Source organism: Sabulibacter ruber, assembly GCF_017355955.1.
In the GTDB taxonomy this organism is placed as follows: Bacteria; Bacteroidota; Bacteroidia; order Cytophagales; family Hymenobacteraceae; genus Nibribacter; species Nibribacter ruber_A.
Window position 1 is genome coordinate 152654 of record NZ_JAFFID010000004.1, and the last position, 26424, is coordinate 179077.

A 26424-nucleotide genomic window follows, 5' to 3' on the forward strand; every position below is an offset into this window, starting at 1 on the left:
AAGCATTGAAGAAACGCTCCTACCGTTCGCTCACAAGATCCTGTCAGGATGACAAAAAAGGTGATCTGCCATGCGTGCGGACACGAGCCGGAGGCTCGCGCCAGCGGAGGCTATTGTAAGGCCACGACAAGGGATTGCCCATACAGATGCTTTTATTTTAAGCCCGTTTCTGCAAAAACGCCTTCAAAACGCCCTAATCTCTTTTCCTGAAAACCTGTCCAGTCTTTGCTTCTTTTGATTAAGCGGTAACATTCCCTACATTAGTAAACCAATCTAACAAACAACAGCTTACTTTATGAAAAAGCGGTTTCTTGCCGTGTTGGCCTTTTGCTGCGCCAGCAGCTTAGGCACCATGGCCCAAACCCAAACCCCGCTCTGGCTCAACACGCCAGCCATTTCGCCCGATGGGCAAACCATTGTTTTCAGTTACAAAGGAGATCTCTACAAAGTAGCCGCGGCCGGCGGAAACGCCACGCCGCTCACCATGCACGAGGGCTACGAGTACATGCCCGTTTGGTCGCCGGACGGAAAGCAGATTGCCTACGCCTCAGACCGCTACGGCAACTTTGACGTATTTGTGATGCCAGCGCAGGGCGGAGAATCCAAGCGATTGACGTTCCATTCTTCCGCTGATCTGCCTTCAGATTTTACTCCGGATGGCAAAAACGTGATTTTCACGTCGGCCCGGCTGGATGCGGCGGCTAATACCATGTTCCCCTCGGGCGCTTTCCCTGAGCTGTACAGCGTGTCGCTGGGCGGCGGCCGCAACGCCATGGTGCTCACCACGCCTGCTGAGGCGGCTCGCTATAATTCTTCCGGCGAGGTTTTGGTGTACCATGACAAAAAGAGCCCCGAAAATGCCCTGCGCAAGCACCAGACTTCTTCCACCGCCCGCGATGTGTGGGCTTACAACACCAAAACCAAGCAGCACACCAAACTCACCGATAACGTGGGCGAGGACCGCCAACCGGTTTTCTCGGCTAACGGGCAGGATATTTACTACCTGAGCGAGCAGCCCAACGGCACGTTCAACGTGCGAAAGACGAGTTTGCAGAACCCTAAGCAAACCACGGCGGTCACCAATTTTACCAAGCATCCGGTACGGCACCTGAGTGGTTCCAAAGACGGGGTGCTGTCGTTTACCTATAACGGCGAAATTTACACGCTTAAGCCCGGTGCGCAGCCGCAGAAAGTGGCCATCCAACTGTACACAGACATCCGCTCTAACCCCGAGACCGTGTTGCCAATCTCCGGCGGCATGACCGAGATGGAGGTATCGCCTAACGGCAAAGAGGTGGTGTTTGTGAACCGGGGCGAGGTGTTTGTTTCTTCGGTAGACGGGGGCATCACCCGCCGCATCACCAACACGCCGGAACAGGAGCGTAGTGTGAGTTTCTCGCCGGACGGCCGTAAGATCCTATACGCCAGCGAACGCGACGGCAGCTGGAACGTGTATGAGACCAGCCTCGTGCGCAGCAGTGAGCCGTATTTCTACGCTTCTACGTTGCTGAAAGAAGAGCCCGTGATTGCCACAGCGGCCGAGGAATTCCAGCCGGCTTACTCGCCCGACGGCAAAGAAGTGGCCTACCTGGAGGAGCGCGTTCAGCTGAAAGTGGTGAACAAAGCCAGCAAGCAGGTGCGCACCATTCTGGGCAACGCCAATAACTACTCGTACTCAGACGGAGACCAGTACTTTGAGTGGTCACCAGACGGCAAGTGGTTTCTGGTGCAGTTCAACCAGCCCAAGCAGTGGCTGAGCGAAGTAGGTTTGATTTCGGCCAGCGGCAAAGGCGAAGTGATTAACCTGAGCCAGAGCGGCTACGCCGAGCGCAATCCTCAGTGGATGATGGGCGGCAAAATGATCACCTACTACTCTAACCGCGAAGGTTTGCGCGGCAACGGCAACAACTCCGGTACCGGCGACATCTACGCGCTCTTCACCACGCAAGACGGTTTCGACCGGTTCAAGTTGAGCAAAGAGGATTTCACGTTGCTGGAAGACTTGGAGAGGCGCGAAGCCTCTATGGGTGGAATTTCCGCCGAGAGAGATAAAACTAAAACCAAAGGCAAAAAAGGCGAAAGTTTTAAGTCTGCTGCTCCGGCCGGTATGGCGCTGGAACTGGACAACCTGCCGTACCGCAAAGCGCGCCTCACTGGTACTTCCTCGGACCTGGCCGATGCCGTGGTCACCGACAAAGGCGACCGCATGTTCTACCTGAGCCGCTTTGAGAAAGGCTACGACCTGTGGGTGACCAACCTGCGCGACAATGACACCAAACTGCTGGCCAAGCTGGGTGCCCGCGGCGGAGACATGGTGATGTCCAAGGACGGCAAAAACCTGTTTGTGTTAACCGAAGGCAGAATCCTGAAAGTAGACACCGACAACGGCAAGCAGGAAACCCTGAAAGTAAGCGGCGAGATGAACCTGAACGCCGCCGCCGAGCGCGCCTACATGTATGACCACGTGATCCGGCAGCTGGAGAAGAAGTTCTACGTGAAAGACCTGCACAACACAGACTGGAAGTTCTACACCGACAATTACCGTCAGTTCCTGCCGCACATCGCCAACAACTATGACTTCGCCGATGTATTGAGCGAACTGCTGGGCGAGCTGAACGCCTCCCACACCGGCGGCCGTTACAGCCACCGCTCGGCCAATCCAGACGCTACGGCTTCGTTGGGCTTGTTCTATGATGAGCAGTACACCGGCCCGGGCCTCAGGGTGAAAGAGGTGATCAACCTGAGTCCGTTTGACCGCGCCAGCTCCAGAGTGAAACCGGGCGTGATCCTGGAGAAAATAGACGGTCAATCCATTGAATACAACACCGATGTGGACCAACTCCTGAACCGCAAGGCCAACAAATACACGCTGGTTTCTTTGTATGACGAGAAAACCAAGAAGCGCTGGGAAGAGACGGTGAAACCCATCTCGGGCACCGACCTGAGCGAATTGCTGTACCAGCGCTGGGTAGAAGGCCGCCGCAAAGAGGTGGACCGTTTGTCCGGCGGAAAACTGGGTTATGTGCACATCAGGGGCATGAACGATGCCAGCTACCGCACCGTGTATGAAGAAGCCCTCGGTAAGAACGCGACCAAAGAAGGGCTGGTGGTAGACACCCGCTCCAACGGCGGCGGAAACCTGCACGATGATCTTATCAGCTTCCTGAACACCAAGCAGTACGCCGAGTTTGTGCCGCGCGGCCAGAACCTGTCAGACGAGCCCCGCAACAAGTGGACACGTCCGTCCATTGTGGTCATGAACGAGAGCAACTACTCAGACGCGCACATCTTCCCGGTACTCTACAAAGAACTGGGCCTTGGTAAGACCGTGGGTATGCCCGTGGCCGGAACCGGTACCTTTGTATGGTGGGAAACCCTCATTGACCCTACCATGGTCTTCGGGATTCCGCAGGTAGGCTACCGCACCTTAGGTGGCGGCAAGTTCCTGGAGAACGCCCAACTTGAACCAGATTACCTCGTCGCCAACGATCCCGCCCTGGTAGCCCAAGGCCGCGACCAGCAACTGGAGAAAGCCGTGGAAGTGCTGCTGAAAGAGTTGCCTGCGAAGAAGTAATTTATCTGAGATAATTGAATCATCAGAAGCCCTGCCTTTTTGGTGGGGCTTCTTTGTTTTTAAGCTATTTTGGAGAAATTGTGCTCAAAACCTACACAACCTAGTAATGGATAACATACTTGTAAAACTTGCTTTTGGAGTTCTTTCGCTGACAATCCCGGTTTGTTGTACAGGCTGTTTAGTATCCAACCACATGTTTATTCCCCAAAATGCTAAGAAACAAACTGATTTCCTTGTAGAAGGTGAGGGATATGCCTTTGAGTGTTATGCTCCCAATTATAGCAATGATTTACTGGAAATAACCTTTCACAGCAAAGATGATTCTACTTCCCAAACCTCCATTAAGCATGTGAAATCATTCATCATTGAAGGCAAGGACACTATCCCTCTAAGCCTAGACAAGTACAAGAATACTTACAGATTTAGGCATGCTGGAATAAAAAATGCTAAAAAAGCCTTTGTATTGGTTGAATATGGATATAAGCCTGTGGACTCTTTAACAATGAAACAGATCCATTCTCTAAGAAAGGTTCGGGATTATTTCTTCACTATTCATTGAGATTGATAATTCATTCAAAGCACATGACCCTTTTCTCTGTCATCCTAGAAAAATTTTGTGAGAAACTAGATAAGCCATGATTAAGCGCCACTACCGTTCGCCCACAAGATCTTTCCAAGATGACAATAGGAGAGAGGCAAGAGAGAAGAGGCGTTATCTATTTTTCACTCCTTTCCCAAAAAACAGGTAAAAAACGCAGGGCCGTTTTCACGTATAGCCTTTACACCAAATTTGTAGAACCATGGCTATTGTGCAGGACAACATCACCGTCTTTGGGGAGGAAATTATTGAACAGAGCGCTATTGACCAGCTCAAACGCTGCGTGAGCGAAGAGGACATTGGCGTGCTCACCGCCGATGCCCACTACGGCTACGCGCACCCCATCGGCGGAGCCGTGGCTTACAAGAATAAGGTCTCTTTGTCGGGGGTGGGGTTTGATATTGGCTGCGGAAACAAAGCCGTGCGCACCGATATCATGGCTTCTGATGTGAACATTGCCCGTGTGATGGATGAAATTGTCAAGACCATCGGGTTTGGCGTGGGCCGGCCCAATCCCAAGCGCATTGACCATCCGGTGCTGGAGCACATCAAGAAAGCCGAGTTCAAGCCCCAGCGCGAACTGCGCAAGGTGGCCGCCGAGCAACTAGGAACCGTAGGCAGCGGCAACCACTTCATTGATTTGTTTGAAGACGAGAAAGGCTATTTGTGGGTGGGTGTGCATTTCGGGTCCAGAGGGTTTGGGCACAAGACCGCCTCGGGGTTCATCGCGCTGAGCCAGGGACTCAGTTTCTTCGATAAAGCCAAAGAAGGCTCCATGGATGCGCCGCCCATCCTCTTCGATATAGACTCTGAACTGGGCCAGGATTATATTGCCGCCATGTCTCTGGCCGGAGAGTACGCCTACGCCGGCCGCGACATTGTGGTAGACCAGGTGCTGCACATCCTGGGCGGAAAAGCCACTGAGATTGTGCACAACCATCACAACTTCGCGTGGTTTGAAAAGCACCAGGGCGAGTACTATTGGGTAGTGCGGAAGGGCTGTACCCCCGCATTTCCCGGTCAGAAAGGCTTTATAGGTGCCAACATGTATGACAACTCCGTGATCATAGAAGGCGTGGAGAACGAGCTTTCCATCAGAGGATTATACTCTACCGTGCACGGGGCCGGCCGTAGACTGAGCCGGCGGGCAGCCGCGGGGAAGACCAAATGGATCAGAGACAAGAAAGGCGTGAAACGGAAAACCGTGGTTTCTCCGGGTCTGGTAGACTTTGACGCGGTACAGCAACGCATGAAAGCAAAAGGCATTGAACTGCGCGGTGCCGGTGCCGATGAAGCCCCCGAGGCCTACAAAAAACTGGAAGACGTGCTCCTGCACCAGGGCAATACCATCAAGGTTCTGCACACCCTCAAACCGCTGGGCGTAGCCATGGCCGGCGAGGATGTGTATGATCCTTACAAAGACTAAACAGCTACGGTAGCTTTCCTTCCGTAGCTCGCCTAATAGAAATTGCCTCCCTGTTTTAAGGCTGATTCCGTTAAAGGAGCCTTAAAACAGGGAGGCACTTATTTTCAGGTTACCGCTTCCTCCATGGGAACAAAAGGCAGTTTGGGGCTTTCGGAAGGGCCAGCAGTGCGGGTAACCGGTAGGCTTTCTGGGTAATTCTGTTGTAAAAACGTAATCATCTTCTCCCGTACCCAACACCGCAGGTCAAAAGCGCTGCTAGAATCAGCGGCGCTTACCAGAATACGGACTTCCATGGTGCGCTCCTTGAAATCGGTGACTTGCAGAATGCCTACCCGGCCGTCCCATAAGTGGTTCTGGGGCAACAGGCGGTTGAGTTCTTTCCGCATTTCTTCCAGCGGAGCGGTATAGTCAAGGTAAATGAAAACGGTTCCCAGCAATTCTACCGAGGTGCGGGTCCAGTTTTGGAAGGGTTTTTCAATAAAGTAGTTCAAAGGAAGAATGAGGCGGCGCTGGTCCCAGATGCGCACCACCACGTAGGTTAAGGTGATTTCCTCCACTTTGCCCCATTCGTTTTCCACCACCAGCACATCGTCTATCCTGATAGGTTGGGTAAAGGCAATCTGGAAACCGGCCAGCAAGTTGCCTATGGACCGCTGTGCTGCAAAACCCAGAATGACCCCGGCAATACCTGCTGAGGTCACCAAACCGGTACCAATTTTCCGCACCGTTGGAAAGCTCATCAGGATCAGACAAACGGTGAAGAACACGATTGTAATGATCACCACCCGTTTCACGAACTGAAGCTGCGTATACAGTTTCCGTTCCTTGAAGTTATCGGCTTTGTCTAGTTGGTACTTATGCCTGATTCTGTACTGCACCACGTACACGCAGCCAATAAGGGTCCAGGCAAAGGCACAGGTGAGTGCAATTTCCACTACTCTCCTGAACACCTCCAGTGCGTCTGGCCTCAAGGGCACTACGGGCAGCACCATAGACAAAACCAGCAAGGGGAGGAAGTAGAAGAGAGGCCGGTCCAGGCATTGTAAGACGCCGGCAATCCAGTAGCGGGGAAAGCGCCGGTTGTAAATGGCTAAAAATCTAAACAATAGCCATTTTACAAATCCGCCAATAAGAAGTGCTCCTATAATGATGCCAAGCCCTTGCAAGATCAAGGGCAGGTGGTCTCTGACCAAATGATTCATGTCAGAAACCAGTTCATTTAGAAATTCCATAGAAGTAAAGCAAATGCAAGTTCTACACTACCCGCTTCGTGGGTGAAAGGTTACCTTTTTGCGGGCTTCTGCTAGAGATTTAACATTTTAAGGGATAGCACTTTCTGAAGAGAAACTAACCAAACCGGGAGAAAGGGAGTACATACTGCCAGGCGGTTGCACAGCATTTGTGGGCTGAAACGTACCGGTTTTCCAGCCTTCTCTGCTTTGCATTTCTGCCTCTTTTTACCCTAAAAAACTACTCCTATGCCCAAGACCATCATTATCTCCAACCGACTTCCCATCAAAGTGCAGCGGACCGAGGAAGGACTAACGTATGAAACCAGCGAAGGAGGTTTGGCTACCGGTTTAGGCTCCATTTACAAGCAGGACGATAATATCTGGATTGGCTGGCCCGGCACCTTTTTCAACGACGAGGCCGAGCAGCAACAAGTGACCCAGGATCTGGCAGAGCAAAGCATGCACCCGGTTTTCCTGACTGAGGCCGAGATCAGGGACTTCTACGAGGGCTTCAGCAACGAGACGCTTTGGCCCACCTTCCATTACTTCAGCCAGTACGCCGTGTACGATGATGCCTTCTGGGAGGCCTACCAGCGGGTGAACCAGAAATTCTGCACAGCCGTGATGGAGCGCGCTGAGCCCGGCGATACCATCTGGGTGCATGACTACCAACTGCTGTTGTTGCCCTCCCTTATCAGGGAGCAGATACAGGAAAGCACCATTGGGTTTTTCCAGCACATTCCGTTCCCGTCATTTGAGGTGTTCAGGATGTTGCCGTGGCGCAAGCAGATTCTGGAAGGTATGCTGGGGGCAGACCTCATCGGGTTTCATACCTATGACGATGTCCGGCACTTCTTAAGCTCGGTGAGCCGCATTGTGGGGTTAAGCAATTCACAGGGCTTCATTGACAACGGCTACCGCACCATTATGGTAGACGCTTTCCCCATGGGGATTGACGACAAAAAATACTCAGAACTGGCCAAGGCTCCAGATACCAAAGCCAAAATGGAGGAGTACCGGCAGGCCTTGACCGGGCAGAAGATAGTGCTTTCCATTGACCGCCTGGACTACTCTAAAGGCATTCCGCAGCGCCTCCAGGCGTTTGAGTTGTTCCTGAAAGAGAACCCGGAGTTCCATGGCAAGGTAACGCTCTTCATGCTGGTGGTACCCTCCCGCGACCAGGTGGATATGTACCGGCAATTGAAGGAAAACATTGACGAGCTGGTGGGTCGCATCAACAGTTCTTTCCGCACCATCACCTGGAATCCTATCCAATACTTCTACCGGTCGTTTCCCATTGAAGAACTCTCGGCGCTTTACTCCATTGCAGACATTGCCTTGGTAACCCCCATGCGCGATGGCATGAACCTGGTCTGCAAAGAGTTTATTGCGAGTAAACTGGATAAGACCGGCGTTCTGATCCTCAGCGAAATGGCCGGTGCTTCCCGGGAGTTGGCCGATGCCGTTTTAATTAACCCCAATGACCTGGGCCAGATGGTACAGTCGTTACGGGAGGCGTTGGAGATGCCCGAGGAGGAACAAAAAATCAGGATGAAGCACATGCAAGACATTGTTCAGCGCTACAACATCCACCACTGGGTAGATATTTTCATGAACCGGCTGGAGTACATCAAGCTAAAGCAGGCCTCTATGGCTACAGAGTACCTTTCTGCAGAAGAAAGAGATCTGTTGCTGTCCAGTTTCCAGAAGGCCAAGCAGCGTCTTCTCTTCCTGGACTATGACGGTACTCTGACTTCGTTCACCAAAGACCCCAAAAAGGCCATTCCTGACGAGGAACTGCTCTCCACCTTGGAATGCCTCGCCCAGGATTCCAAAACCCGCGTGGTCATCGTGAGCGGCCGTGACAGGAACACCCTGCAGAACTGGCTGGGTCACCTGCCCGTGGACTTCATAGCCGAGCACGGAGTCTGGTTTAAAGAACGAAACGGCGAGTGGGAGATGCCCCAAAGCTTGTCTGATGCCTGGAAAGATGAAATCAGGCCTATTCTGGAGTTGCACGTAAGCCGCACCCCGGGCTCGTTTGTGGAGGAAAAAGATTTCTCCCTGGTGTGGCACTACCGTAAAGTAGACCCGGTGCTAGCTGCCTTGCGGGCCCGCGAATTGAGTAATTACCTGCTGTTCATTGCGTCGAACATCAACCTGCAGGTTATGGAAGGAGATAAGATAGTGGAAGTGAAGAACAGCGAGATCAACAAAGGCATTGGCAGTACCCGTTGGATGAACCAACACCCCCATGACTTCATCCTCTGCATTGGCGATGATCGCACCGATGAAGACATGTTCCGGGTGATGCCCGAAGAGGCGTTCACCATCAAAGTTGGCAATGAGCGCTCCCTGGCCCGTTTCAACCTGGATAATGCCAAACAAGTCCGGAAACTGCTCAAGTCTTTGTGTTGAGGATTGCTGATTGTTAATTGCTGTTAGTTGATTGATAATTGCTAATTGCTCTTAGGTGAGCAGTAGGTTCCTACAACGCTATCCGCTGGCGCGAGTCTCCAGACTCGTGCCTACAGATAGCGGGTAGTCTCCTGACTACCCTCGCTGCATCGCAGAGAAACCAACTATGGCGCGGAAGTTACTTCCGTGACTTTCGAGAAAGTTAATCAAGGCACGGAAGTAACTTCCGCGCCATAGGAGCACATTGCTGAACCGCTGGCACAACGATCAAACGTGATAACTATTCCCCGCGAGTCTGGAGACTCGCTTCATCCAAAGGAACGAGTCTGGAGACTCGCGCCATAGAAGGCAATAGGACAGGAGGCTTGCGTTTTCGGCCGGATTTACGGGGAAAGGCCTGAAAACAGGAAAGGCTCGCCAACTGGCGAGCCTTTCCTGTTTTACAAACTAAAACCACTTGTTACAGGAACGAAGGTCTGTCCAGTTGTTTGGAGATGCGATACACCGCGTTCAGGAGACCTACGTGGCTGTAGGCTTGCGGGAAGTTACCCCACTGGCTACCGTCACGGGAGTCTACGTCTTCGCTCAGCAGTCCTAAGTGGTTGGTGTATTTCAAAATGCTCTCAAATTCTCTCACGGCTTCGTCAATGCGGCCCACGCAGGCCAGGGCTTCAATATACCAGAAGGCGCAGATCAGGAACGTGCTTTGCGGCACGCCAAAATCATCGGCGTGTTTGTAGCGGTAGAAGAGGCCTTCCGGGGTTTTTAGCTCTTTTTCCATCTCAGCCAGGTGCGTTTTGGCGCGGTCAGAAGACGGATCCAGGTAGTGCATCATGATGAGCTGCAGGGTGCTGGCATCCAGGTGGTGTTTGCCGATGGCTTGGGTGTACACGCCGCGCTGAGGGTCAAAGCATTCTTCAATCTTAGAAGAGGCTTCCTGCATAAGTTGGTTGGCTTGTTGCTCCAGCTCGCGGTCGCCCATGTGGCGGGCAATGTTGCGGGCCGCCGCCGAGCCTGCCCAGTGGAACAGGTACGTATAGCAGTGGTACTGCGCAAAATCACGGAATTCCCACAAACCGGCATCGGGCTCGTTCATGGTCTGCTGAATTTTCTTCAGCGTTTTGGAAATGAGTTTCCGGGACTCAATGCGCTCCTCGTCATTGAACCGGCGGTCTATGTACAGCGGGAGCAGGGCCACCAGAATCTGGCCGTACACATCGTTCTGGATGTGCGTGTAGGCATCGTTTCCAATGCGCACGGGACGGTTGTTGCCTAGATAGCCTTCCAGCTCCAGCTCCAGCTCAGTGAGCTTGCTCTGTCCGCTGATGGAGTAAAGCGGCTGGTAGCGTTGCGTGTCTTTGGCCGTGATGTTGGCAATGAAGTGGAAATAGCGCTCCATTTCCTCAAAGTGCCCAATGTTGTTGAAGGCATTGAGGATATAGTACGTATCACGCATCCAGCAGAAGCGGTAATCCCAGTTGCGGCCGCTGCCCGGGTGCTCCGGCAAACTGGTGGTAGGCGAGGCGATGATGGCGCCGGTGTCTTCGTACTGGTGAATCTTGAGGGCCAAGGCACTCCGGATGACCTGGTCCTGGAAGAAGTTGCTGATGCTGGTGTTTTTCACCCAGTTTCTCCAATAGCGGCGGGTTTGGCTCAGGAAGGCCTCGGCGGTGCTTTCCAGGTTGGCTTCCAGCGGCGCGCCGTAGGTAAGCACAAAGTACAGCGTCTCGTTCAGGACAAAGTACTGGTCTTCCAGGATATAACTCAAAGAGGCGTTGGTAGTGAGGCGAACCTCCTCATCCAGCCCCAGAAACGCGATGTGGTTGCTGCTGCGTCTTCGGCTGAGCGGGAACTCTCCGTAGTTCCCCACGGGCCGGCAGGTGGCTTTGATGCGCGGCGAGCCAGACAAAGGCTCCACTTTTCTTACCAGCATCAGAGGCTTATAATAACGTTGGTGCTGTCTAAACCGAGGGGCAAAATCTGTTACCCGGTAAGAACCCTCCTGGCAAGTGATCTCGGTGCACAGGATGTTGGTGTTCTCCATGTAGTACTGATGCGACGTGAAGTGTTCCGCATCTGGTTTTATGGAATATTCTCCCCCTTTTTTCTGGTCTAACAAGGGGCCGAATACAAAGCTGCTGTCAAAACGGGGCCAGCAGAGCCATTCTATACTAGTGTCTTTGTGGATGAGGGCCAGGTACGCGCAGTTGCCAATAAGCCCCATGTCATAGGTGTGCTTCGCCATACGGTTTGCTTTTGGCACCGGGATTGCCTGCCGGTGCTCGATTTACCGTGTACCGTTTTGGAGGTATAGAGGTTTCCTAATTTTTGCACACTTGGTTGAGGTCTGCTGTTTTTAGGTCAATTTTCAGGAAATAGACTCAAAACAAAAGAGTCTAAAGTTTGGCGGCCTGGGTGATTTGCCGGAGAATGGAAGAAAAGTCAGGCCTTTGCAGCACGTCTGGCTGCATACACTTCTGCTTTAGTTGTAGCAGGGCAGGAACACATTCCTCTGCCGCATCTTCCGGCGAAAGATGGTCCAGCAGGTCTTCCAGCAAACACCCGAAGGCCCTTACTTCAAGGCGTTCCAGGGCAGAGGCTCTTTCCGGGTCAGTTTGGTCATAGATAGTAGCTGCGCCAAAATCTCCGAAGAGGGCGTGCCCGGTTGCATTCACCAAGGTGTTGTGGGCGTACAGATCACCGTGCAGGATGCCGCGGGCGTGCAGGTGCGCAGATACAGAAGCAATGCCGGTGGCAATGCTGAGCACATGGGCCAACGGAAAAACCGTGCCTTCGGGGTACACATCGCGGGTGCAGGACTCAAAACTAGGCGTGATACCCAGAATGCGGTATTCCTGGGGGATCAGCTCCAGTACCAAGCCTTGTTTTTGCTCGGGGTGCTGCGCGATCTTCCCTAACACCTGCACCAGGTTGGGGTGAGACCCGGCGGCTATGCAGGCCTGCATTTCATCCTGGGGCAACCCATCGCTGGTGACTTCGCCTTTGAAGACTTTTACCGCAACGGGCCTGGAAACGGCTCCGGGTTTTTTCCATTGAGCCCGGGAGATGATGCCGGAAGCGCCTTGCCCCAGAACTTCTTCCATTGCCAGCTCATCCCACAACACTTCCCGTAAATCTGCCGCCACCTGGCCGTGCTGGGTGCAAGGGTTGCCAGAGATAGCCAGCCACGACAAGCGCGGCATGGAAAAGAGCCAGTCTGGTAATTCCACCAGTTCGTTGGCCGAGATACGGAGCAGTTCCAGGTTCTGGCAATTGGCTAGTTCCTTGGGGAGTTGCGTCAGTTTATTTCCGGCCAGCATCAGTTTCTGCATGCGGGCGCAGTTGCCAATAGAGCGCGGCAGTTCTGCAATCTGGTTGTTGGTGAGTATGAGCCAGCGGGTGAGCGGCGGAAGGGCATTCTCTGGTACCGTCTCTATGTTACACGCCTTAAACCCAATCATCTCTAGCTTAGGGCATTGCCCCAGTACCTCTGGAAACTGCGTAAATTCATTGTCTGAGAAAAACGCAATTTTCAGGTTTCTCAGGCGGGCAAATTCCTGGGGCAGTTGGGAGAGCCGATTACCTGATAAATCCAAAATCTCCAGTGTCTCGGCCAGTTCCAGAATCTCCAGCGGGAACTTCGTCAGGCCGCAGGCTAGCTTTAGTTTTTTTATACCAATCAGTTCTCCGGCTTGTAATTGTTCTAGGGTTTGCATGCGCGCATAAGATTAGACGCTGTGAAAATAGGTCTCATTTTGCAAGAAACAGGCTTTTACGCGGGTATTTCTTTCATAACAGTAAGCAGAAGGCAATGACCTGAAAGATTACGAACGACCGTTTTTGGCCTGTTTTTGAAAAAAGATGTAGATACAGGGAACACTGGTTTTTGAGAATGCGTTAAGGCTACAGATGATTCTTTAGCGGAGTTCGAAACAAAAGGCAGGGAAACCTGCTGATTTTTAAGGATCAAACTCTACTAAATTGATAGGGAAACTTGATTTCTAACGATCACTACCTATCTTTGCGACATCTTTTTAACAGCCAGAGAAAGACTACATGGTCTATACATCTTACATAAAGCGAATGCGCTTCTGCTGTTGCAGCTCCTGCTGCTGTTGTTTCTAGCCCCTCTAGAAATCAACAAAAATCCTATTGTCTATCAGGCAACCCCTAAAGTTCAAATTTTCTCATAACGTATTTTCTTGCCATGGCCTCTTCTGCACAAGAGCATGTGTCTCAACTTATACAAGAGACAGAAGGATTAACCATAGACCAAACGTTGGCGCTGTTGGTGAGCCGTTATCCCGGTGAGGTGACGTTCTCTTCCAGCTTCAGCTTTGAAGACCAGGTAATCTCTCACCAGATCCTGGAAAACAATTTCCCCATCAGCATTTTCACCCTGGATACCGGAAGACTTTTCCCCGAGACTTACTCAGTTTGGAGCAGAACCAATGAGGCGTATAACACGCGCATTAAGGCGTACTACCCCAATAATGAGCAGCTGGAGGAATTTATCCATAACACCGGCCCTAACTCTTTTTATGAGTCTACCCAGAACCGCAAAGACTGCTGCCACATCAGAAAAGTGGAGCCGTTGAAGCGGGCTCTGAAAGGCAACGCCGTCTGGATTACCGGTCTGCGCGCCGAGCACTCGCCGGGCCGCGGTATCCTGCCCAAATTTGAGTGGGATGAGGGAAACCAGCTTATCAAATTCCACCCGCTGCTGTACTGGACCACTGAGGAAGTGATGGCGTTCATCAAGCAGAACAACATCCCGTACAATAAACTGCACGACAAAGGCTTCATCAGTATTGGTTGCGCGCCTTGTACCCGCGCCATTCAGCCGGGCGAAGATTTCAGAGCCGGCCGCTGGTGGTGGGAAGACAGCAGCAAAAAAGAGTGCGGATTACACGTATCAGAATCACCGGCTCCGGTTGCCCCGGAACTGGCTAAGTAATAGAATAGAAATACCGAGTATGGGTTCGTATAAATTAGATTACCTGGATCAGCTTGAATCAGAAGCGATTCACATCTTCAGAGAAGTGGCGGGACAGTTTGAGCGCCCGGCCCTTTTGTTTTCCGGCGGAAAAGATTCTATCGTGTTGGTGCACCTGGCTTTGAAAGCCTTCCGTCCCGGCAAGTTTCCTTTCCCTTTAGTGCACATTGACACCGGCCACAATTTCCAGGAAGCCCTGGATTTCAGAGATGCCCTGGCCGAGAAAATTGGCGAGAAGCTGATTGTGCGCAACGTGGAAGACACCATCAAAACCAGAGGCCTCACCGAGCAGAAAGGCAAACTGCCTAGCCGCAACGGCTTGCAGACTTACACCTTGCTGGACACCATTGAGGAATTTGAGTTTGACGCCTGCATTGGCGGAGCCCGCCGCGACGAAGAGAAAGCCCGCGCCAAAGAGCGCATTTTCTCGGTGCGTGACGAGTTCGGTTCCTGGGATCCTAAGCGCCAGCGCCCTGAGTTGTGGAACATCTACAACGGCAAAATCAACAAAGGCGAAAACGTGCGCGTGTTCCCTATCAGCAACTGGACCGAGCTGGACATCTGGAACTACATCCGCCGCGAGAAAATTGAGCTGCCTTCCATCTACTTCGCCCATGAGCGCGAGGTGCTGGAGTTCGATGGTCGTTTGGTAGCCACCAACGAATTCATCACGCTGCATGATGATGACGTGGTGAGCCGTAAAACCGTTCGGTACCGCACCGTGGGCGACATGACCTGTACTGCCGCCGTGGAGTCTAACGCCTCTACCCTGGACGACATCATCAACGAGATTATTGCCACCAACACCAGCGAACGTGGTCAAACCCGCATTGACGACCGCGTTTCTGAGGCTGCCATGGAAGACCGCAAAAAGAACGGCTACTTCTAAGCATTGAGTGAATGAGTGAGGGAGTGAATGAGTGAATTGTTTGGCTCCGCCTCATGAAAGTGAATTGAGATAAAAACAAAGGAAGATCACTTTCCTTTCCTGTCATCCTGAAAGGATCTTGTGGGCCAACTGGAGAAGCGCTGTAGTAAACGCTACTACCGTTCGCCCACAAGATCTTTCCCAGATGACAAACGGGAGGGAAGGGATCTACAAAAAAATAAATGAATGCTTGGGTGCAGAGCAACCGCCTGTTTTAAAGCTGATTTCCTGAAAACGGCCTCAAAACGGACCTAAGCTCACACCTAATCCTCAGAACTCCTTACCAGAATGGATATTTTAAGATTTTTAACCGCCGGTAGCGTGGACGATGGCAAAAGCACCCTGATCGGGCGTTTGTTGTATGACAGCAAATCCATCATGGTAGACCAACTGGAAGCCATTGAGCGGAGCACCAAAAACAAAGAAGAAGGCCGCGTGGACCTGGCTTTGTTAACCGACGGCCTTCGCGCGGAGCGGGAACAAGGCATCACCATTGATGTGGCCTACAAATACTTCTCTACGCCTAAGCGCAAATTCATCATCGCGGATACTCCGGGCCACATCCAGTACACCCGCAACATGGTTACCGGTGCGTCTAACTCAGACCTGGCCATTATCCTCATTGACGCCCGTCATGGGGTGGTGGAGCAAACCCGCCGTCACTCCATCATTGTGTCGTTATTGAACCTGCCACACGTGGTGGTGGCCATCAACAAGATGGACTTGGTAGACTTTTCCCAGGACAAGTACAATGACATCGTGATCGACTACTCACAGGTAGCCTCTTCTCTGGGCCTGAAGAATGTGACCTACATTCCCATCAGTGCCTTGAACGGCGACAACATTGTGGAGAAATCTACGGCCATGCCCTGGTACGAAGGTGAGTCATTGCTGAACGTGCTGGAAACCGTAGAGGTACACGAAGACATCAACCTGAAAGAAGGTCGTTTCCCGGTACAGTACGTGATCCGTCCTCAGACCGAAGAGCTGCCAGATTACCGCGGTTACGCCGGAAAAATCATCAGCGGTATCTACCGCAAAGGTGATAAAGTGGTGGTACAGCCTGCGGGTATTGAAAGCACCATCTCGGCCGTGGAAGTAGGCGGCCAGGAAGTGGAAGAAGCCTTCGCGCCGCAAAGCGCCGTGCTGCACCTGGCAGATGACATTGACGTGAGCCGTGGCGACGTAATTGTGAAGCAGGATGCTCCGGTACAGGTGGCCCAGGAATTTGAGGTGGTACTTTGCTGGATGAGCAACACGCCGCTAGTGCCGCGTAACAAGTACCTGCTGCAGATCAACAGCCGCAACGTGCGCTGCGTGGTGAAAGAACTGGAGTACAAACTCAACGTGAACACCCTGGAGAAGGAACTGTCTCCGGTGTCTGCCGGCCTCAACGACGTGGTGAAAGCCACCATCAAAACCGCTTCGCCCATCGCATTTGACACGTACAAGAACCTGAGAGCCAACGGCGGCGCCATCCTCATTGATGAGACCAGCCTGGTAACCGTAGGTGCCTGTATGATCACCACTGAACCGCAGGAGAAACCTTTCTGGCCTGAAATCTAAAAATCAGGCTCAAAACGGAATACCTTATCATTATTTACCACCGGTCTCTTGCCAAAGGGCCGGTGGACTTACCATTAGTACTATGCAACCAGCGCAACAGAAAGGAAAAGTAATCATAGCAGGAGCCGGTCCCGGTGATCCTGAGCTGATCACGGTGAAGACGGTAAAAGCGTTGCGCCAGGCCGAGGTCATTCTGGTGGACCGGCTGGTGAGCGAGGAAATCCTGAAGGAGTACGCTTCGCCGCAGGCGGAGATTGTGTACGTGGGCAAGCAATGCCGCCGCCCGGGTACCACACCGCAGGCTACCATCAATGAACTGCTAGTGGAGTATGCCTTGCTGGGCAAACAGGTCCTGCGCCTGAAAGGCGGAGACGTGTCTATTTTCTCCAACGTGCTGGATGAACTACAGGCCTTGGTGGCGCACGAGATTCCGTACGAGATCATCCCCGGCATCACGGCGGCTCTGGGTGCGGCAGCGTACGCAGGCATTCCTTTGACGGCCCGGCAGCATTCCACTGCTGTGCGGTTCCTTACCTTCTACACTTACAGCAAACTCACTGAGGAATACTGGCACGAACTGGCCCAGACCGAGGACACGCTGGTGTTTTACATGAGTAGTGAGCGGCTGAATGAGGTTGTGGAGAAACTGACCCGCCACGGCATTTCTGAGGAGAAACAACTGGCGGTGGTAGAGCAGGCCACCACGCCCTTGCAGCACGTGCAGGTAAGTAGTTTATATGACTACGAACAGAACCTGGGCGGCAAAACGTTTGTTTCGCCTTCGTTGGTGATCATAGGTAAAGTGGTAGCCCTGCACGAGCAGTTCCAATGGTTTACCAACAATCCAAGTAGAGAACATTACTTCAAGCCGGTCTCCGAGCAGGCCAGCTTGGTACTTCAATAATTTTTTCAAAGCTATGTTAGCAGAAGCTAAATTAAAGGCCTTACAAGAACTGGTGCAGCAATCTTCCAAAGAAGAGCTGATCTGGATGAGCGGTTACTTGTCGGGGCTTATTTCTTCACAGGGAGTAGGCGTTTCTGCCGCTACTGAGGCCGTGGCAGCGGCTCCTAAACCAGCCATTGGCCGGGTAACCATTGCCTACGGTACCGAAACCGGTAACTCCAAGCGCGTGGCCACTGAGCTTGCTGGCAAAGCCAAGAAAAGCGGCATCAACGCCCGGGTAGTGAGCCTGGACCAGTACCGCCTGAACGATCTGGAAAAGGAAGAATACTTCCTGACCGTGATCAGTACGCAAGGCGAGGGAGATCCGCCCGCCGGCGCCCAGAAATTCTACGACTACGTTCACCAAACCGATAAACAATTGCCTAAGCTGAAGTACAGCGTACTGGCTTTAGGTGATACTTCTTACCCGCTGTTCTGCAAAGCCGGCGAAGACGTGGATGCCCAACTGAAGCGCCTGGGCGGTAACCAGCTGGTGCCTATCCAGAAGTGCGACGTGGACTTTGAGGACGAGGCCAACGCCTGGTTCCAGAGCGTGTTGGATACTCTTAACCAGTCTTCGGCGCCTGCGGCCGCTCCGGCTACCACTGCCCCGGCACCGGCCAAGAAAAGCGGCAAGAAAATCTACAACGGCACCATTTTGACCAACATCGTACTGAACGACGTGGGGTCTAAGAAGAAAACGCACCACATTGAGATTGAGGCCGAGGATCTGACCTACGAACCCGGCGATGCCCTAGGCGTGGTGCCTAAAAACCGTCCGGCCACTATTGAGGCCATCCTCAAAATCACGGGCATCTCTCCAGAGGAGAAAGTGACGCACCGCAACAGTGAGGCTACCGTTCAGGAACTCCTGCATGACAAGGTGAACATCAACTTTTTGCCAGAGCGCGTGGTGAAAAAATATGCCGAGGTAGTGGAGCAGAACATTCCGGCTACTCGTATAGACTTACTGGACCTGCTCAGAATCTATCCGGTGAAAGACGCCGAGCAGTTCAAAGAGGTGCTGCAGATTCTGGAGCCTATTGCGCCGCGTCTGTATTCCATCTCTTCGTCGCTGGAAGCGCATTCCGGTGAGATCCACGTAACCGTAGCCCGGGATGAGTTCAGAATCAACGAAGAACTATTGTGCGGCCACTGCTCAGATTATCTGTCTGAATTGCCCGAGGGAACAAGCATTGAATTCTACATCCATAAAAACAACCAGTTCAAACTACCGGCCGCCGACAAAGACGTGATCATGATTGGGCCGGGCACAGGCGTAGCGCCGTTCCGCTCTTTCCTGGCCGAGCGCGATGCCACCGGAGCCGAGGGCCGCAACTGGCTGTTCTTCGGGGATCAGCACTTCACCACCGACTTCCTGTACCAAACCGAGATCCAGAGCTGGTACGAGACCGGTATCCTGACCCGCTTCAACGGTGCCTTCTCCCGCGACCAACAGGAGAAAGTGTACGTACAGCACAAGATGCTGGAAAACGCCGCTACGTTCTATGAGTGGCTTAATTCCGGTGCCTACGTATACGTGTGCGGCGCCAAAGAACCTATGAGCGTGGACGTGGAGAACACCTTGCTGCAGATCATTGGTTTAGGAGCCGGATCTTCACCAGAGGAAGCGGCCGTGTACCTGGAGCAGCTGAAGGAAGAAGGCCGCTACCTGAAGGATGTGTATTAGTGTCTCCTGCTTCAAGTTTTCAACCTGGAGCGACCATGACGCAAGTTTATAACTTGCGAAAGCACACAAAGCGTCCCCCTTTGAAGGGGGTAGGGGGATGACAAAGGCCTTTGAAGAACCATCTGCTATTCTCTAAATGACGAACCGAAGAATTCTCGGGAAACGACATGACCAGCAGAAGTAATCATCCCCCTACCCCCTTCAAAGGGGGACGAAAGAGTAACTCAAAGAACCTGTTTAGAGCCTTTTTTTTTGAAGAACAGGCTCTAAACGGAAATCAAAGAATCAAGGGCAGGAAACTTCCTGTTCCTCATAAAGACCAGTTCGGCATGTCAACTGAGAAAAAGAATTTATCTCCTATAGAGAAAATAAAAGAGGTCAGCCAAGGATTACGCGGAACTCTGAAAGAAAGCTTGAAAGACGAAATTACCGGGGCTATCCGTGAGGATGATACGGCGCTGGTGAAATTCCACGGCATGTACATGCAGGACGACCGTGACCGCCGTGAGGAGCGGGCGGCTAAGAAACTGGAGCGCCTGTATTCCTTCATGATCCGGTTGCGTCTGCCGGGCGGCTTCCTGACCCCAGAGCAATACATCGCCACGCACAACATCGCCGGGGAGAACTCTACGGGCGTTATCAAAATCACTACTCGCCAGACCCTGCAGTTGCACGGGATTGTTAAGTCCAAAACCAAGCCAACCATCAAGGCCTTCAACCAGGTGGGGCTGGATTCTATTGCCGCCTGCGGTGACGTGAACCGGAACGTGGTGGCCTCAGCTAACCCGCTGGAGTCTCCGCTGCACGACAGAATCTACCAATACGCCGATAGAATCAGTGAGTACCTCTTGCCCAAGACCCGCTCGTACTATGACGTGTGGCTGGACGAAGAGAAAATCTATGACCGCGTAGACGAGGAAGATCCGTTGTACCAGGACCGGTATCTGCCGCGTAAGTTCAAAATTGGGTTGGTGATTCCGCCTAACAATGATTCAGACGTGTTTGCGCAGGATCTGGGCCTCATCGCCATCATTGAGAACGATGAACTGAAAGGCTTCAACCTGGCTGTGGGCGGTGGTTTGTCGTTCACGCACGGAAACCCAGAAACGTATCCGCGTCTGGCTACAGAGATTGGTTTTGTGAGCACCGAGGAATCTGACGATAAGCTGTTCAAAGCTGTGTACGAAGTCTTGACGGTACAGCGTGACTTCGGGAACCGTGCTGACCGTAAACTGGCCCGCTTGAAGTACACCGTAGACAACATGACCCTGGAAGGTTTCCGGACAGAATTGGAAAAACGCACCGGATTCCCGCTGGAGCCTTCTCGTCCGTATGAACTGAAGACCCGCGTTGACCACTACGGCTGGGCGCAGAGCTACAACGGTCTGTGGCACTACACGGTGTTTGTGGAGAACGGCCGCGTGACCGATCTGGAAAACGGCGTAGCCCTGAAAACCGCGATGCTGGAGGTAGCCCAAACCGGCAAAGCCAACTACCGCTTCACCTGTAACCAGAACGTGATCCTCAGCGACATCACTGAGGAAAATAAAGCAGAGATAGAGCAGATTTTGGCCAAGCACAACGTGCTGCCGCATACCGCGGCGGCCTCATTGGTGCGCAAAAACTCCATGGCTTGCGTAGCGCTGCCTACGTGTCCGTTGGCCTTGGCCGAAGCACAGCGGTACTTGCCGGAACTGATCACCAAGATTGACGGCGTACTGGCCAACCACGGTCTGCAGGACGAAGAAATCATCATCAGAATGACCGGTTGCCCCAACGGTTGCGGCCGCTCGGTGCTGTCTGAGATCGGGTTTGTGGGCACCGCTCCGGGCCATTACAATCTGAACCTGGGCGGCGATGAACAAGGCCAGCGCCTGAACAAACTCTACAAAGAGAACCTGGACGAAGCCGCCATTCTGCAAGAACTGGATACCGTGTTCGGGCTTTTCAAGCAAAACCGCCTGGCCGGCGAGCGCTTCGGAGACTTTGCCTACCGTACACTGGTAAATTAAACCCATCTGCCTCTTTCTGCTGATTTTTAGCAGAAATACCAGAAAAAGGTTCTGCCTGTCAGAGATTTATGTTTTAGGGCTACTATGAGAAAAGTAGCCCTAAAACATGATTTAATAATCTGATACCTGATAGGTTTACTAGAGATTAAGCTTATATTTGAGTAAAGGGAAAAGTTTACTTCCTGTTGAAGAGAATAAGACGATGACCTCCATCACTACTAAGGAGCAAAACAACTTGTTCCCGGTTTTCCTGAAACTGGAGCAAATGCGCATTTTACTGGTGGGTGGTGGTAACGTTGGGTTGGAGAAACTGACGGCACTGCTGCAGAACTCCCCGGCTACCACTATCAAAGTGGTGGCCATCCAATTCAACGAGGCGGTACTGCAACTGGCGCAGGAGCACGACAACATCACGCTGGAGGCCAAACCCTTCACCCCGGAGGATGTGGCCGGAGCCGATATTGTGATTGTGGCCGTGAACGACCGCGAGGCCAGTCGGGCCATCAGCCTGGAGGCCAAGCGCCAGGGCAAACTAGTCAACGTAGCCGATACTCCTGATCTCTGTGATTTCTACCTCAGTTCTGTGGTGCGCAAGGGTAACCTCAAGATTGCCATCTCTACGAACGGGAAATCTCCCACCATGGCCAAGCGCCTGAAAGAAACCTTTAATGAAACGCTGCCCGAAGAGCTAGACGAGGTGTTGGATCAAATGCAGCAGATCAGAAACCAACTGGCCGGCGACTTTACCGCCAAGGTCAATCAACTTAATGACATCACCAAAGTGCTAGCTGTTAAAGATAAACCAGAAAACAAACCCACCCGACCGGAGAAACCCTGGAAGAAGATTGCCTACGGCGTTTTGCTGGCCTTCTTTTTTATGATTCTCGGCCGTCTGGCGTTTTCCGCCATCACGTTTGACCAGGTTACCTCCTTTGTCAATAACATTGAACCCATCTTCTACTGGATGGTGTTTGCGGGCTTTTTAGCCCAAATGGTAGACGGCGCCTTGGGCATGGGCTACGGCGTAACCAGTACCACCGTGTTGCTATCGTTGGGCGTGAATTTGCCTGCCATCAGCGGGAGCATCCATACCGCCGAGATCTTCTCCAGCGGGATGTCGGGCTTCAGCCACTACAAGTTCGGGAACGTGAACAAAAAGCTGTTCAAGGTGCTGTTGGTACCCGGGGTGATTGGAGCGATTGTGGGGGCCTGGCTTTTGGCTAAAGTAGGGGAGGAGCACGCCAACTACGTGCGGCCTATCCTGGCGGCCTATACCTTAATTTTAGGGATCCGCATCATCTACACCGCCTTTAAGAAGAATAAAGAACGGAAAAAGATCAAAAAGGCCGGGATTCTGGCCGGAGCCGGTGGCTTCCTTGATTCCTTTGGTGGGGGCGGATGGGGACCGTTGGTAACCAGCACGCTCATTGCCAAAGGCCGTACCCCGCGTTTCGTGATCGGGACGGTGAGTATCACGGAGTTCTTCGTGACCTTTGCCAGTGCGCTTACCTTCTTCTCAATGCTGGGCTTGAGTCACCTGCAGGTAATCATTGGTTTGGTGCTGGGCGGGCTGCTGGCGGCTCCCCTTGCGGCCAGGCTGGCCGGACGGTTGCCTATGAAAACCATGTTCATCGCCGTAGGCTCGCTGGTGATTATCTGGAGCCTCCGGATTCTGTTGAAAGCGGTAGGGCTGTTTTAGTAGGATTCAAAAGAAACCGGGCTGGAAAGGCCTTATAAAAACTGTAGAGACAAGGCACTGCCTTGTCTCTACGCATTTCTGATCCTTTCTATTTTCCGGGATGGGAGTTGGTCTGAATAAGGAAAGCTATCTGTCAGGAGACAAGCCAGTGCCTTGTCGCTACAGGATCGCTTTTGAGACCTGTGTCTCGTTTTGTATGCTGGCTAACCAATTGTTCAGGTGAGGGGAGATCTTCTCGCCTTCAATGATAAACCCATCGTGGCCGTAGTTAGAGTCAATTTCCACGTAATCGGCGTGGGGCAGGTGTTGGGCCAGGAACTTTTGCTCCTGCGTAGGGCATAGAATATCGCTGCTGATGCCAATGATGAGCGTTTTCTGGGCTGTTTTCTCTAAAACAGCCTCTAAACGCCCGCCTCGGCCACGGCCTAAATGGTGGCTGTCTAAGGCTTTGGTCAAGGTCCAGTAGCTGTAGGCGTTGAAACGAGCCACCAGCTTATCGCCCTGGTAGTTGAGGTAAGAAGAAACGCGGTAATTGTCTAGTTTTTCTGGGTCAGGATCGGTTTGGTTCTGGGCCAGTATCTGGTAGTTGCGGTAGGTGAGCATGCCTAAGGCGCGAGCCGCTTTCAGGCCTTTGTCACCGGCGGTTGGGCTGGGTTCGCCCCAGGTACCGTCGGCTTCCAGCATAAGGCGCTGGGTGGTGTGAATGCCAATGCCCCAGGTGCTTTCGGCGGCAGACGTAGCCAGCAGGAACAGGTTCTCCACTACTTCCGGCTCGGCAAAGGCCCACTCTAACACTTGAAAGCCGCCACAGCTGCCCCCGGCCAGAATCCGTATCTTCTCCAGGCCCAGGTGTTCACGCAAGAGGATGTGTGCCTTCACCATGTCACGGATGGTGACCTGCGGAAAAGACGAATAGTAAGGTTTCTGCGTTTCTGGGTTAATGCTCAGCGGACCAGTAGTGCCGTAGCAAGAACCTAAAATATTAGCGCAGATAATAAAATATCGGCTGGGGTCAAACGCTTTGTTCTCACCCACCAATCCGTTCCACCAGTCCAGCACGTCTGAATTAGCAGTCAAGGCATGGCAAATCCAGACCACATTGCTTTTATTTGCGTTCAGTTGACCGAACGTGTGGTAAGCGATGGTGATTTCTGGAAGTGATTGCCCTCCTTCTAACGCAAAAGGCTGGTTATATTGAAAATAATGCATGTAGTCTACTTTAATCTTACAAAGTAAAGGCCTACAGGCGTAAAACCGTAATAATTATGATAAGAATTGAGATGAACCGCGTGAGTGGAGATTACGGCTTTGAAGCCAGAGACGCGAACGGCCACGTCATCACCACCGATACCAGTATTGAAGGCGGCGGCACCAACTTTGGCGTACGCCCCATGCAGATGCTTCTGATGGCCCTGGGCGGCTGCAGCGGCATTGACGTAGTCATGATCCTGAAGAAGAAACGGCAGGAGGTGCAGGGCTTTAAACTGGATATCTCCGGCGAGCGGGAGGTAGGCACAGAACCCTCACTCTGGAAGAAAATCCACGTGGGGTTTGAGTTCCAGGGACCCATGGACCTGACCAAAGCCGAACGTGCCTGCCAGTTGTCTATGGAGAAATACTGTTCCGTAGCCGAGACTCTGCGCCGGGCCGGTGCCGAGATTACCTGGGAGGTGCGCATCACTGAGTAACAGTTGCTGAGTGCAGGAGTGTTTTGGGGCTGTTTGTAGTAAAATAAGCGCCAAACGCAGAAATGTAGTGGCGTTGCACAGTAACGCCGTGGCTCTATGCACCAACTCAGTCTCAAATCTGCCAGAAATTCTTTACTGCGGTGTTGCAGGGCCTGTTCTCCGGGAGGCGTTACTTTTTCATAGCACCACGGCGTTACGGTGTAACGCCGCTACAGGGATAGGCCAACCATTAGCACCTCAGCACATTAAAAAAATTAGCACATTAATCCATGGAATATCATCCACTTACCAAGGCCATCCGCATCCAGACCGAGCGCACCAACGAGATGGAGCACTCCACGCCCATGTTCCTGACCAGCAGTTTTCAGTTTGAGAACGCCGAGGACATGCGGGCGGCCTTCGCCGATGAAACCGATGATAATATCTACAGCCGGTTCAGTAACCCCACCGTACAGGAGTTCACCGATAAGATGGTGGCCCTGGAAGGCGCGGAGGCGGGCTACGCCACTGCCTCGGGTATGAGTGCCGTGTTCGCCTCTTTTATGGCCTTCCTGAAAGCCGGAGACCACTTGCTGGCCTGTAACTCCATCTTCGGGAGCACGCACACCATCATCACCAAATACCTGCCCAAATACGGCATTGAGTACACCTACGTGTCTGCTGACAAGCCCGAAGAGTGGGAAGCCGCCATCAGGCCCAACACCAAGATGCTGTACATTGAGACGCCCACCAACCCCGGGCTTGACATCATTGACCTGGAGGCGGCGGGCCAGCTTTGCAAAAAGCACAACCTCATCTATAACGTAGACAACTGTTTTGCTACGCCAGTGAACCAGCGCCCCATTGAGTTCGGCGCCGATCTGGTGGTGCATTCCGCCACCAAGTGGATTGATGGGCAAGGTCGCGTGTTGGGTGGCGTAGTAGTGGGCAAGAAAGAGCTCATCAAAGAGGTGTACCTGTTCTGCCGCAGCTCGGGTCCGGCTTTGTCGCCGTTCAACGCGTGGGTTCTGAGCAAGAGCCTGGAGACGCTGGACGTACGCATGGAGCGTCACGCGGCCAACGCGCTCTCCATTGCCACCAAGCTGCAGGACCATCCGAAACTCTCTTGGGTGAAGTATCCGTTCCTTCCCTCGCACCCCAAGTCTGAGATTGCGAAAAAACAGATGCAAAACGGCGGCGGCTTGTTCTGTTTCGAGCTGAAAGGCGGCCTGGAAAGCGGGCGCAAATTCCTGGACAGCCTCCAGTTGATGTCGCTCACCGCCAACTTGGGCGATACCCGCAGCATCGCCTCGCACCCCGCCAGCACCACCCACGCCAAACTCACCGAGGAAGAACGCCAGGCCGTGAGCATCACACCAGGCCTCATCAGAATCTCCGTGGGCCTGGAGTATGCCGATGATATCCTGAACGATATTCTGCAAGCGCTGGAACAGTGCTGAGATTAGAGATTAGGAATTAGGTGTTGACAAAAGCGAATCGGGGCTGTTTTTCAGAAAACAGCCCCGATTCGCTTTTTTTGTTTTTTTAGATTTCTGGCGCGAGTCTAAAGACTCGTGACGTGGGATGATGCGAGTCTCCAGACTCGCCGGGAACCACAAGCTAAAAGGACCTTTCTATGGCGCGGATTTACTTCCGGGCCTAACAAAACAAGTGC

17 protein-coding genes are annotated in these 26424 nt (G+C 52.7%); 13 read left to right on the forward strand and 4 right to left on the reverse strand.

Annotated features, from left to right (window positions below):
* The first annotated feature begins 295 nt into the window (after positions 1–295).
* The 3 genes from JT719_RS18775 (at position 296) to JT719_RS18785 (ending at position 5598) form a co-directional block, all read left to right on the forward strand.
* Positions 296–3574 (forward strand): S41 family peptidase, encoded by a 3279-nt coding sequence (locus JT719_RS18775; protein WP_207435279.1) that lies wholly within the window; start codon positions 296–298, stop codon positions 3572–3574.
* Positions 3575–3680: 106 nt separating this feature from the next.
* Positions 3681–4133 carry a hypothetical protein gene (locus tag JT719_RS18780; protein WP_207435280.1) on the forward strand — a complete coding sequence of 151 codons (453 nt, stop codon included), beginning with the start codon at positions 3681–3683 and terminating at the stop codon, positions 4131–4133.
* Positions 4134–4374: 241 nt separating this feature from the next.
* On the forward strand, positions 4375–5598 hold the full coding sequence (locus tag JT719_RS18785) for an RtcB family protein (RefSeq protein WP_207435281.1): 1224 nt from the start codon (positions 4375–4377) through the stop codon (positions 5596–5598).
* Positions 5599–5702: 104 nt separating this feature from the next.
* On the opposite strand, the gene JT719_RS18790 is transcribed toward JT719_RS18785, so the two are convergent.
* On the reverse strand, positions 5703–6800 hold the full coding sequence (locus JT719_RS18790; RefSeq protein ID WP_242693354.1) for a mechanosensitive ion channel family protein: 1098 nt from the start codon (positions 6798–6800) through the stop codon (positions 5703–5705).
* A gap of 276 nt (positions 6801–7076) precedes the next feature.
* On the opposite strand from JT719_RS18790, the gene JT719_RS18795 reads away from it, so the two are divergent.
* On the forward strand, positions 7077–9248 hold the full coding sequence (locus tag JT719_RS18795; RefSeq protein ID WP_207435283.1) for a bifunctional alpha,alpha-trehalose-phosphate synthase (UDP-forming)/trehalose-phosphatase: 2172 nt from the start codon (positions 7077–7079) through the stop codon (positions 9246–9248).
* 460 nt (positions 9249–9708) lie between these two features.
* On the opposite strand, the gene JT719_RS18800 is transcribed toward JT719_RS18795, so the two are convergent.
* Positions 9709–11493, reverse strand: a complete 1785-nt coding sequence (locus JT719_RS18800) for a glycoside hydrolase family 15 protein (protein WP_207435284.1) — start codon at positions 11491–11493, stop codon at positions 9709–9711.
* Between the two features lie 151 nt (positions 11494–11644).
* On the reverse strand, positions 11645–12964 hold the full coding sequence (locus JT719_RS18805; protein ID WP_207435285.1) for a leucine-rich repeat-containing protein kinase family protein: 1320 nt from the start codon (positions 12962–12964) through the stop codon (positions 11645–11647).
* 491 nt (positions 12965–13455) lie between these two features.
* On the opposite strand from JT719_RS18805, the gene JT719_RS18810 reads away from it, so the two are divergent.
* From JT719_RS18810 to JT719_RS25575, 7 genes are all read left to right on the forward strand, one after another.
* Positions 13456–14205 (forward strand): phosphoadenylyl-sulfate reductase, encoded by a 750-nt coding sequence (locus JT719_RS18810; RefSeq protein ID WP_207435286.1) that lies wholly within the window; start codon positions 13456–13458, stop codon positions 14203–14205.
* A 19-nt stretch (positions 14206–14224) separates the two neighbouring features.
* Positions 14225–15133, forward strand: a complete 909-nt coding sequence (gene cysD, locus JT719_RS18815; RefSeq protein WP_207435287.1) for a sulfate adenylyltransferase subunit CysD — start codon at positions 14225–14227, stop codon at positions 15131–15133.
* A gap of 327 nt (positions 15134–15460) precedes the next feature.
* On the forward strand, positions 15461–16738 hold the full coding sequence (locus tag JT719_RS18820) for a sulfate adenylyltransferase subunit 1 (protein ID WP_207435288.1): 1278 nt from the start codon (positions 15461–15463) through the stop codon (positions 16736–16738).
* Between the two features lie 82 nt (positions 16739–16820).
* Positions 16821–17642: a uroporphyrinogen-III C-methyltransferase gene (gene cobA, locus JT719_RS18825; RefSeq protein ID WP_207435289.1), complete on the forward strand. Its 822-nt coding sequence runs from the start codon at positions 16821–16823 to the stop codon at positions 17640–17642.
* 13 nt (positions 17643–17655) lie between these two features.
* Positions 17656–19371 carry a diflavin oxidoreductase gene (locus JT719_RS18830; protein ID WP_207435290.1) on the forward strand — a complete coding sequence of 572 codons (1716 nt, stop codon included), beginning with the start codon at positions 17656–17658 and terminating at the stop codon, positions 19369–19371.
* 329 nt (positions 19372–19700) lie between these two features.
* Positions 19701–21383, forward strand: coding sequence for an NADPH-dependent assimilatory sulfite reductase hemoprotein subunit (locus tag JT719_RS18835; RefSeq protein WP_207435291.1), 1683 nt, complete (start codon positions 19701–19703; stop codon positions 21381–21383).
* A gap of 202 nt (positions 21384–21585) precedes the next feature.
* On the forward strand, positions 21586–23082 hold the full coding sequence (locus tag JT719_RS25575) for a TSUP family transporter (RefSeq protein ID WP_207435292.1): 1497 nt from the start codon (positions 21586–21588) through the stop codon (positions 23080–23082).
* Positions 23083–23241: 159 nt separating this feature from the next.
* On the opposite strand, the gene metX is transcribed toward JT719_RS25575, so the two are convergent.
* Positions 23242–24291 carry a homoserine O-acetyltransferase MetX gene (gene metX, locus JT719_RS18845; protein ID WP_207435293.1) on the reverse strand — a complete coding sequence of 350 codons (1050 nt, stop codon included), beginning with the start codon at positions 24289–24291 and terminating at the stop codon, positions 23242–23244.
* Positions 24292–24347: 56 nt separating this feature from the next.
* Here metX and JT719_RS18850 point away from each other — a divergent pair, with 56 nt between their 5' ends.
* Together JT719_RS18850 and JT719_RS18855 are read left to right on the forward strand one after the other, a co-directional pair.
* Positions 24348–24770, forward strand: a complete 423-nt coding sequence (locus JT719_RS18850) for an OsmC family protein (RefSeq protein WP_242693355.1) — start codon at positions 24348–24350, stop codon at positions 24768–24770.
* Positions 24771–25039: 269 nt separating this feature from the next.
* Positions 25040–26209 (forward strand): trans-sulfuration enzyme family protein, encoded by a 1170-nt coding sequence (locus JT719_RS18855; protein ID WP_207435294.1) that lies wholly within the window; start codon positions 25040–25042, stop codon positions 26207–26209.
* Positions 26210–26424 lie beyond the last annotated feature (215 nt).